Here is an 8,653-nt window from a genome sequence, read left to right as displayed (position 1 = left end):
CTTAAGAGGTTAGCGATCGCCTAATTTTTTAGAGATACCAAATGGGTTCTATAGGGAGACTTTGTAGGAAATCACTCTTATGTTGAGATCGAGGAACAGGTAACCTAAATGCCATTTGTTTGAAATATTCCCATCCTCGATGCCGATTTACCGTTTTCCGGTCAGTTCACTTAACCAATCGGCTAATTTACGACCGTTCCACAATCCACAATCTGGTGATTGTTCACAGAGAACTTGCCATAGTTGGGCTTGCTGTAAATCTGTTAATATTGCCTCCTGCCCTTGGTTGTGACGTCGTTCATCTCCCAAACTTTTTGTGCCCCATTTGTTGTAGCGTTTGACTAACTGATAAATCCAAGTTCTACTGTAACCAGTGACATGGGCTACTTCTAATGGTGTTTTTCTTGTCACCAATAACCAAATTATTTGGTAATGGGTACGTTCGGTGACATTTGTCGCCAGGCGATAATCAACCAGTAACTCTTGAGCACTTAGGTAGTTGGCGTTGGCGGAGCAAGTGCGGCAGCTATATCGCAATCCTTTTGGCCATAAACTTTTAATCCCTCTACTGTAATGATTTTGGCTTTATTATAAGTGATCATCCGAACATGATATAAATCCAGATCGAACCAACGATAAGCATTTTGTCCGATGTGGTGAAAACAACTAGATAATCCAACTCCCAATTCCCAATTCCACAATAACAGGATGGGAATGATTAGCAATATGACGAGATGCTATTTGGTTATGGTGGTAAGTTCGGATAGCAATACCAATACTACTAAACTAGCTTGTCACCCAGTAAAATAAGCTCTATAGTAATCCAATCTGACTCAAATGAATTGTTACTTAAATCAGATTTAGAGCGTAACCTCAATAAATAAAAGCCATCTGTTTCTATCCCCGGGGTTGTGTATTTTTCCGTATGAACTTGAGCAAAACTAATTGGTAAACTAGAACGATTATATATTGTTAAATACACATCATAATTAGCAAGCAATAATGAATTTAGTTCTAAACTTAAAGAGTAATCTTTATAAACAACTCCGTAGAGAAACTCGTTATTAGGGTCTCCCACAGGTAAATATTCGGCTCTCACCCATTCTTTAGGCAACCATTTCTGACAAATTAGTATAGTAAATATATAGTAATTGAGAAATCTGTAAAAAGTATTGTCTCGTTCTCTTAAATTTTGAAAGTAATTGTTGACATTACCACTATCAACTGATTCTGTATTAATCATTGGATTACCATCGACATTAATAGCAGGTAAGCTTACTTTATCGTACCAATTATAATATCTTAATCCTAGAGTATATTTTCCAGATTCCAGTTTTAATTCATGCCATTGTTCCTGTAAATTTGAGCTATTAGATGCTATATATTTGACAGCTTTTGCTTCAGGAAATTTATAAATACCTATACTCCATGATTGAGCTGAAGCAACACAAGAACTAATTTCTATTGTTAATGATTCTTTTACTGCAAAAGGCCCTGCACCAGCAGCAATAGCATGAGGATTCCATCGAGGGCCAGTAGTTAAAAGAGATGGTAATATTAGAGGCTTTTTTAACAGTTCCTCAGAAAAAACTAGCCATTTATAAACCTTTTGTTTGTTTGAATTAGTAGCAATACTAAAAAGAGTGCGGAGCGATAATCTGACAGTTTTAAAAAATATCAAAGATAACAATCCTAGTGGGACGTCCCATAATAGTTTAATTGCCAAAAATTTTTCCCGATTTTTCATTATTTGATCGCCTCTAATTGTTCAATCAATAATATCATTTATAGTTGAATTTTTTTCAAAAATAAAGTCTATTATGATGTCAAAATAAGTGATGCCAAAGCAGTAGCAGCATCAATATGGAGATTATGTCCTCCAGAAAGAAAAACTTGTCTTGCTTGAGTCATTGTTATTTGTTGTTCTTGTAAATCTTCCAGTCGATTTAATTTACTATTATCTCCATATACCAAAGTAGTAGGAACTTGAATAGATTTGAGCATCTGCAAATATTGAGAGCGATCGCCATTAAAATTGTTAAAACTCAAAACGGAACGAGTACGAAGAATCCCATCCCAACTCCAACGCACTCCACCTTGATATGGTTTTGTAGTTCTTTCAGCTAAGATATATGAAAATTCTTCTGAGAGACTTGGTGTCCCTTGACGTAACCTTCTCGCAGCAGTTGCCACATCTGGGAAAGTAGGATGTTGAGGAATATAACTCAGGTACTCTAAACAAGTTGCGAGCTGATTGACTGTAGATTCTTGTTTGCTTTCCTCAGCAGGTAGTGGAAGTTCGACTAAAATTAACCTTTTGATTTTCTCCTGGCGCACACTAGCGATCGCTGCTGCTAACATTGCCCCCATAGAGTGACCTACTAACAAAAAAGGTTTGTCTGACAATTCCTCAATCACTCTGTCTATCTGAGCTAAAAATGTCAGTGAATTATAAGAAGTTACCATTTCCAAATGAGAAGAACGTCCATGACCAAATAAATCGGGAGCTACAACTTGATAACCCTTTGCTGCAAGGGGAAGTGCGACTTCTTGCCAAGCTAATCCCTGTTCTAAAAGGCCATGAATACACAAAACTACAGGAGCATTTGAAGAACCCCAACTACACAAACAAATCTGATTTCCTCGAAACTCCAGAAATTTTTCCGACCTAGTTACCTGCTCTGTAACAGTCATTACAGAATATTCCTGTTTGTTGGTGTGGGGTAATTCATAATTGAGTTGGTTCGCTATATGTTTAGCTTCTTCTCCCAATGGATGCGGTAATTCAATAGTTTTCCATTTGTCTGCCAAATTCCTATCTATAGTGTTGTGTTTGAGAAAGTTGGGGTCACTAATTGATAATGAGCTTTGATGAACACCTTCTGTCATGCGATCGCCTTGATAAGGTTGCAAAAGTTCTGGATCAAAATTAATTTTCAGAAAATCGCATAATTGGGATAACACTTGCTCTGGTTCCTTCACTAATTCCTCATAGTGAATTTGATGGTGACGATATGACTCCAACCCACTCAAAAAATCTAAAATATTCTGGTTACTTTTAGCCCATACTTGCTCCGCTATTTGGTAAGGATTTTCATCTCCCAACCCAGCAAGTTTTTGCATCCGCATCCGCACAAATGATTCAATGACTGAGTAGGGATGGCGAACCAGATAAATGTATTTGGAGTTGGCAAATATGGCTTCTCCTCGTTCTAAGATTGCTCTATTTATCGAATAAGAAGGAGATTTATCTACAAGCAGACGAGGTGCTATGTTTTCCTGAAGCATTCCATATACCTGCTGAATAGATAAATTTTGTGACTCCATATCTTGAATTAGAGTCTGACTAGCTGTTGCATCCAGATTTTGCATTTCCATGAACGCTTTTTGTAACCCTTCACCCAAGTAAGAAGCATTAAGTTGTTCTTGTCGCTCCTTCATAGTATTAAATGGTAAAAGATGCAACTCTGGTGGTGAAAAGAGGGAGGAATGACCAGCTAGCATTACCCTGAGTAAAGTTGAACCTGAGCGCGGACTGGAAAGAATGAAAATAATACCAGGAAGACGTTCCGAACTTGAAGCTAGAGGTGGAGGATTAGAAATAGATTCGGTTTCAAAGATTTCTGTAGTTTTTGAGGAGGGTCGATCGACAACATCATTATTATTATTCAACTCAGCACTCAGATATTGAGTTAGAGAGTTTATTTTTGGTCGTTCGTAAAATTCTCTGGGATAGATGATAAAATTGAGGTCGCGACTGAGTTGATTGACAACTTCCATAGCCATTAATGAATCCATACCCTCTTCGATGAGATTAACATCAGTAGAAATTTCTGATGAGTTAACTCCCATGCTTTTTGCTACTAAAGATTGAATATAATTTCTCAATATCTCTTCCCGTTCAATCTTTGGTGCTGCTTTCCATTTGTCTAAAATTTGTTCATCTGTCTTTTCTAGTGTTGTTTCGTTTAGTATTGTTTCCTGTTGTAAAAGTTCCAAAAGTAAAGAACTTGGATTTTCTAAACTCCATTGTTTTGCCAACACAGACCAATCTGCTGGTAAAACTCCCACCTGTGCTATAGACTGAGTTTGTAAAAGTTTTTCTAATACTTGCATTCCTTGCTCTGGAGAAATAGAACCTATTCCTGCTGTTTTCAACCGATTTTGATATTGACTGGCGACGCGAGTTGCCATTCCACTTTCAGACCATGCTCCCCAATTAATACTTAATCCTGGTAACTCCATACCTTGACGATAATAAGCTAAAGTATCCATGAAAGCATTCGCTGCAGCATAGTTTCCTTGACCAGGGGAACCTAAAAGGGAAGACATAGATGAGAAGCAAACAAAAAAGTCTAGGGATAAATTTTGAGTTAAATTATGTAGATTCCAAGCACCAACGACTTTAGGTGTCATCACTTTAGTAAAGCGTTCCCAATTCATTTGCTGGAGTATGCCATCATCCAAAACTCCTGCTGCATGAATTATTCCTCGTAGTGGTGGTGTCTGAATCTGCTCTAGGATATTAACTACATCTGCTTCAATTGAAATATCTGCTGACAAAACTCTGACATCAATACCCTGTTGTTCTAAATTTTGAATAGTTTGTTGTGCTGCTTCGGAGGGTTGAGTGCGACCGATTAAAGCTATATGTTTAGCTCCTTTTTCTGCCATCCATTTTGCTGTCTGTAAGCCAAGCGATCCTAGTCCTCCTGTAATTAGATATGTAGCATCGGCAGATAATGACAAGGGTTGAGCTGCTTGGGGAAAGTGCTTGATTAGACGAGTAACATAAGTTTTACGATCGCGTACTGCTATATGGTCTTCTATATGACTGTCTGTCATTTGTTGCAATAGTATTTTTACCTCATCTTTGGAACTCTGGGGATCTAAATCTATCAAACCGCCCCAAAATTGCGGATGTTCAAAAGCAATCGTTCGACCTAATCCCCACAAAGGAGACCCTATTACTGTTAATCTTTCTCTTTCTGGTAATACTGCTTGAGTTCCTCTAGTAATTAGCCAAAGATTGGGTGGAGTTGAGGAATTTTTGACTAAAGTCTGTAATAGGTGCAATACGCTACCACATCCTAATAATTGTGCTTCTTCTAAATTTGTAATCGTTAAATCTTTTGCATTACCATCTAAACTCCAGAGATGAATTACTTTTTTTAAGGGGAGTTTACTTGTTTTAGTAATTGTTTGATATAGTTGTTCAAAATCTTGAATCTTGGATGGATTGACTTGATAAATTCCAGCCTGATTCTTTTGATATATCTCACCTCTATAAACTAAAATACATTCATTTCCTTCCTGTTGTAATTGAGTTGCTATAGATTCTCCTACTCCAGTTGAATCTGCAAAAATCAACCAATTACTCCGTTGATAACTTTGCCTTTTTCGGTTATCTTTTTGCAGCTTCCATTGAATTTTATAAAACCAATCACTGGTAGTGATTTCTGCTAATTCTTGTTTATATCTTTGAGATAATAATGCTAATAAATCTGGTAATGTTTTTAGCTGTTCTGGTGATAAACGATCGTTTATCACCAGTTGTTTAAATAACTCTTTGGTATTTCCTTGACCGAGCAGTTTAATAATAGGAATCTTACTATGTTCTAAAAATTCTTCATTGTTAAATTTTGAATTTTGAGCTTTTAATTGTAATTCTTGTAAGTTTTGAATAGTTTCTATCCAATAGCGTTGTCGTTGAAATGGATAAGTCGGCAATGCTACTTTTTGACGATCATAATCTCGGTCAAACCCACACCAGTCTACCTTAACTCCCTGCAAATACAACTCTCCCAAACTAGAAAGCATTTGTTGCCATTCACCTCCCAACGGTGCAGTTTCCTCCCTTTCTAAAGAAGACTGGGAGGAAATTTTAGCTGGACGCAAAGAAGGCAACCAGATTCCTTGACTTTCGCTCAAACATTGACGACCCATCCCTAGTAATATTGGTTTAGGTCCAATTTCCAGGAAGACTGTATATCCTTTTTGATACAAAGTTTCCATACTCTGAGCAAACCGCACTGGTTGCCTAATGTGATTCACCCAATATTTGGCTGTAGCAATGCTTTCATCAGCTAATTTTCCAGAAATATTAGATATCAATGAAATTTGAGGATGATTGTAATTAATTTGTCGAGCGATCGCTTCAAACTCCGCCATCATGGGTTCCATTAATGGAGAGTGAAAAGCATGGGATACTTGTAGGCGTTTGGTTTTAAGTCCATTAGAATCCAGTTGACTACAAATTTCTCCAATAGCTCTACTTGCTCCAGAAATCACAATACTTTCCGGGCCATTAATAGCAGCAATAGCTACTTCTGAGTCATAGGGAGCGATCGCTAACCTTACCTGAGATTCCGATGCTAATATTGACACCATCTCCCCACCATCAGGTAACTGTTGCATTAATTTTCCCCTGGCAGCAATTAATTTCAGACCGTCTTCAAGACTAAATACTCCCGCTATAGTTGCTGCCACATATTCTCCAACACTGTGACCCATAACAATATTTGGCTCTATTCCCCAAGATTTCCATAACTGAACTAGAGCATATTCGATAGCAAACAGAGCAGGTTGAGTATATGCAGTTTGGTCAAGTAAAGAAGCATTCCCGAAAATTACTTCTAACAGAGGTTTCTCTAAGTAAGGTTGAAGAATTTCGTCGCATTCCTCCAAAGCACTCCGAAATGTAGGTTGAGTTTGGTACAATTCCCATCCCATGCTTACATATTGAGAACCCTGACCAGTGAATAAAAAAGCAATTTTAGGTTGACGATTACTCTTAGGAAGTTCACCAGAAAACAACCCCACTATTTCATTTTCAGTATGAAAATTTCCTAATTTTTCTCTGAGTTCATTTCCCGAAGTTGCTAATACAGCAAGACGATGTTGAAAATGAGAGCGCCCCACATTTGCACTATAACAAATGTCTGGTAAGGACGTTCCATGGAACGTCCCTACATGATTTTCTAAGTAATTGCAATAACGCCCCACTAAATCTTCAAGAGCAGGTTTAGTTTTTGCCGACAATGTTAATAAATGAAGCGGACGTTCTAAACTATCTTCACTTTTGCCTTTTGCCTTTTGACTTTTGCCTTGAATAGGAGCTGATTCCAAAATAACATGAACATTGCTCCCACTCATACCAAAAGAACTTACTCCTGCTATCCGTGGTTGCTCACCCTCCTCCCAGGGGATACCAGAAGTCGGAATCGTAACAGGAATATTATCCCAAGGAATATAAGGATTCGGTTTATTCAAGTGTAAGTGAGGTGGTATTTCCTGATGATGAAGTGCCAACGCTACTTTGATCAAAGATGAAACACCTGCTGCTGCTTCCAGGTGTCCGAAATTGGTTTTCACCGAACCAACTATCAACGGTTCATTTTGAGGACGATTTTTCCCATAAATTGCTGCTAAAGCTTCTAATTCTATGGGGTCCCCCAGAGTTGTTCCCGTTCCATGGGCTTCTACATAGCTCACCTGGTGAGGTTTGATTTTGGCATTTTGCAGTGCTTGTTGTATAACTTCTTTCTGTGCTTTTTTATTGGGAACGGTCAAACCACTACTTGGGCCGTCATGGTTAATCGCTGAACCTCGAATCGTTGCTAAAACTGTATCTCCATCCGCCATAGCATCACAAAGACGTTTGAGAACAACTACTCCGCATCCTTCTCCCTGCCCATAACCATCTGCGGAGGCGTCGAAAGTTTTGCAGCGTCCATCAGGAGCGAGAGCTTTAATTTTAGAACGAGCGATCGTATTGCCTGGAGAAAGAATCAAATTTACTCCGCCTACTAAAGCTAAGTTACATTCTTTTAAGCGCAGACTTTGACACGCTAGATGTGTTGCGACTAGAGACGAAGAACAAGCTGTATCTAACTGGATATTTGGTCCTTGTAAACCAAGTAGGTGCGAAATACGACCGACTGCCATGCTGCGAGCATTACCTGTCCCTGTGTAACCATCAACTGAAACTGCATTATCTCCATTTTTGCTAGATTGGGTCAGAATTTTAACGGTTGCTGTAGTAATTTGATTTGACGTATAGTCATCAGTGCAGATTCCCACATATACACCTGTCTTACTATTTCTGAGAAGATTAGGTGGAATTCCCGCGTTTTCTAGTGCTTCCCAAGTAACTTCTAGTAAAAGTCTTTGTTGAGGATCTAAACTTACTGCCTCCCTAGGAGAAATACCAAAAAAACTTGGGTCAAATTGGTCAACTTTTTGAATAAAACTCCCATGTTTGGTATAAGCTGTTAAGGGAGTTTCTGGGTCTGGATCGTAATAATTATCAATGTCCCAGCGGTCTGATGGTATTTCTGTTACTGCATCAATACCCTCGTGTAATAGATGCCAGAATGAGTCAGGATCGTTGGCGTTACCAGGAAATCTACAACCGACTCCGATAATGGCAATGGGTTCAGTTTTTTCTCTATCGACTGTTTCAAGCTTACTGTGAACTTGTTCTAAAAGCTCAAATAATTGTTCAGATGAAAGCGGTTGTTGTGCCATAAGTTCTAAGTTTAGAGAAATTTCTCTTATATCATGTCCGGATAATTAGTTTTTGTTTGTAGTTGGGCTTTAGCCCAGACATGAATAAGGACTAGAGCAAAACTGCGAACATAATTATTAGTGT

Annotated in this window: 4 protein-coding genes; all 4 read right to left on the bottom strand. The window is 38.3% G+C overall.

The genetic code is table 11. The features are described from left to right. Window positions 1-147: 147 nt before the first annotated feature. Window positions 148-537 (bottom strand): helix-turn-helix domain-containing protein, encoded by a 390-nt coding sequence (locus ACP6PL_RS08740; RefSeq protein WP_426544609.1) that lies wholly within the window; start codon window positions 535-537, stop codon window positions 148-150. Continuing rightward, window positions 492-725, bottom strand: a complete 234-nt coding sequence (locus ACP6PL_RS08735; RefSeq protein WP_426544607.1) for a hypothetical protein — start codon at window positions 723-725, stop codon at window positions 492-494. Before ACP6PL_RS08735 ends, ACP6PL_RS08740 begins: the two co-directional genes overlap by 46 nt. Window positions 726-781: 56 nt before the next feature. Beyond that, complete coding sequence (locus ACP6PL_RS08730) at window positions 782-1,747, bottom strand: DUF6208 family protein (protein WP_426544605.1); 966 nt, start codon at window positions 1,745-1,747, stop codon at window positions 782-784. 71 nt (window positions 1,748-1,818) lie between these two features. Continuing rightward, on the bottom strand, window positions 1,819-8,529 hold the full coding sequence (locus ACP6PL_RS08725; protein WP_426544603.1) for an alpha/beta fold hydrolase: 6,711 nt from the start codon (window positions 8,527-8,529) through the stop codon (window positions 1,819-1,821). Between the last annotated feature and the right edge of the window lie 124 nt (window positions 8,530-8,653).

Source organism: Dapis purpurea BLCC-M126, assembly GCF_050015975.1.
Taxonomy (GTDB): Bacteria; Cyanobacteriota; Cyanobacteriia; order Cyanobacteriales; family Microcoleaceae; genus Trichodesmium.
Note: the sequence above shows the minus strand (reverse complement) of the source record. Positions and strands in the feature narration are given on the sequence as shown.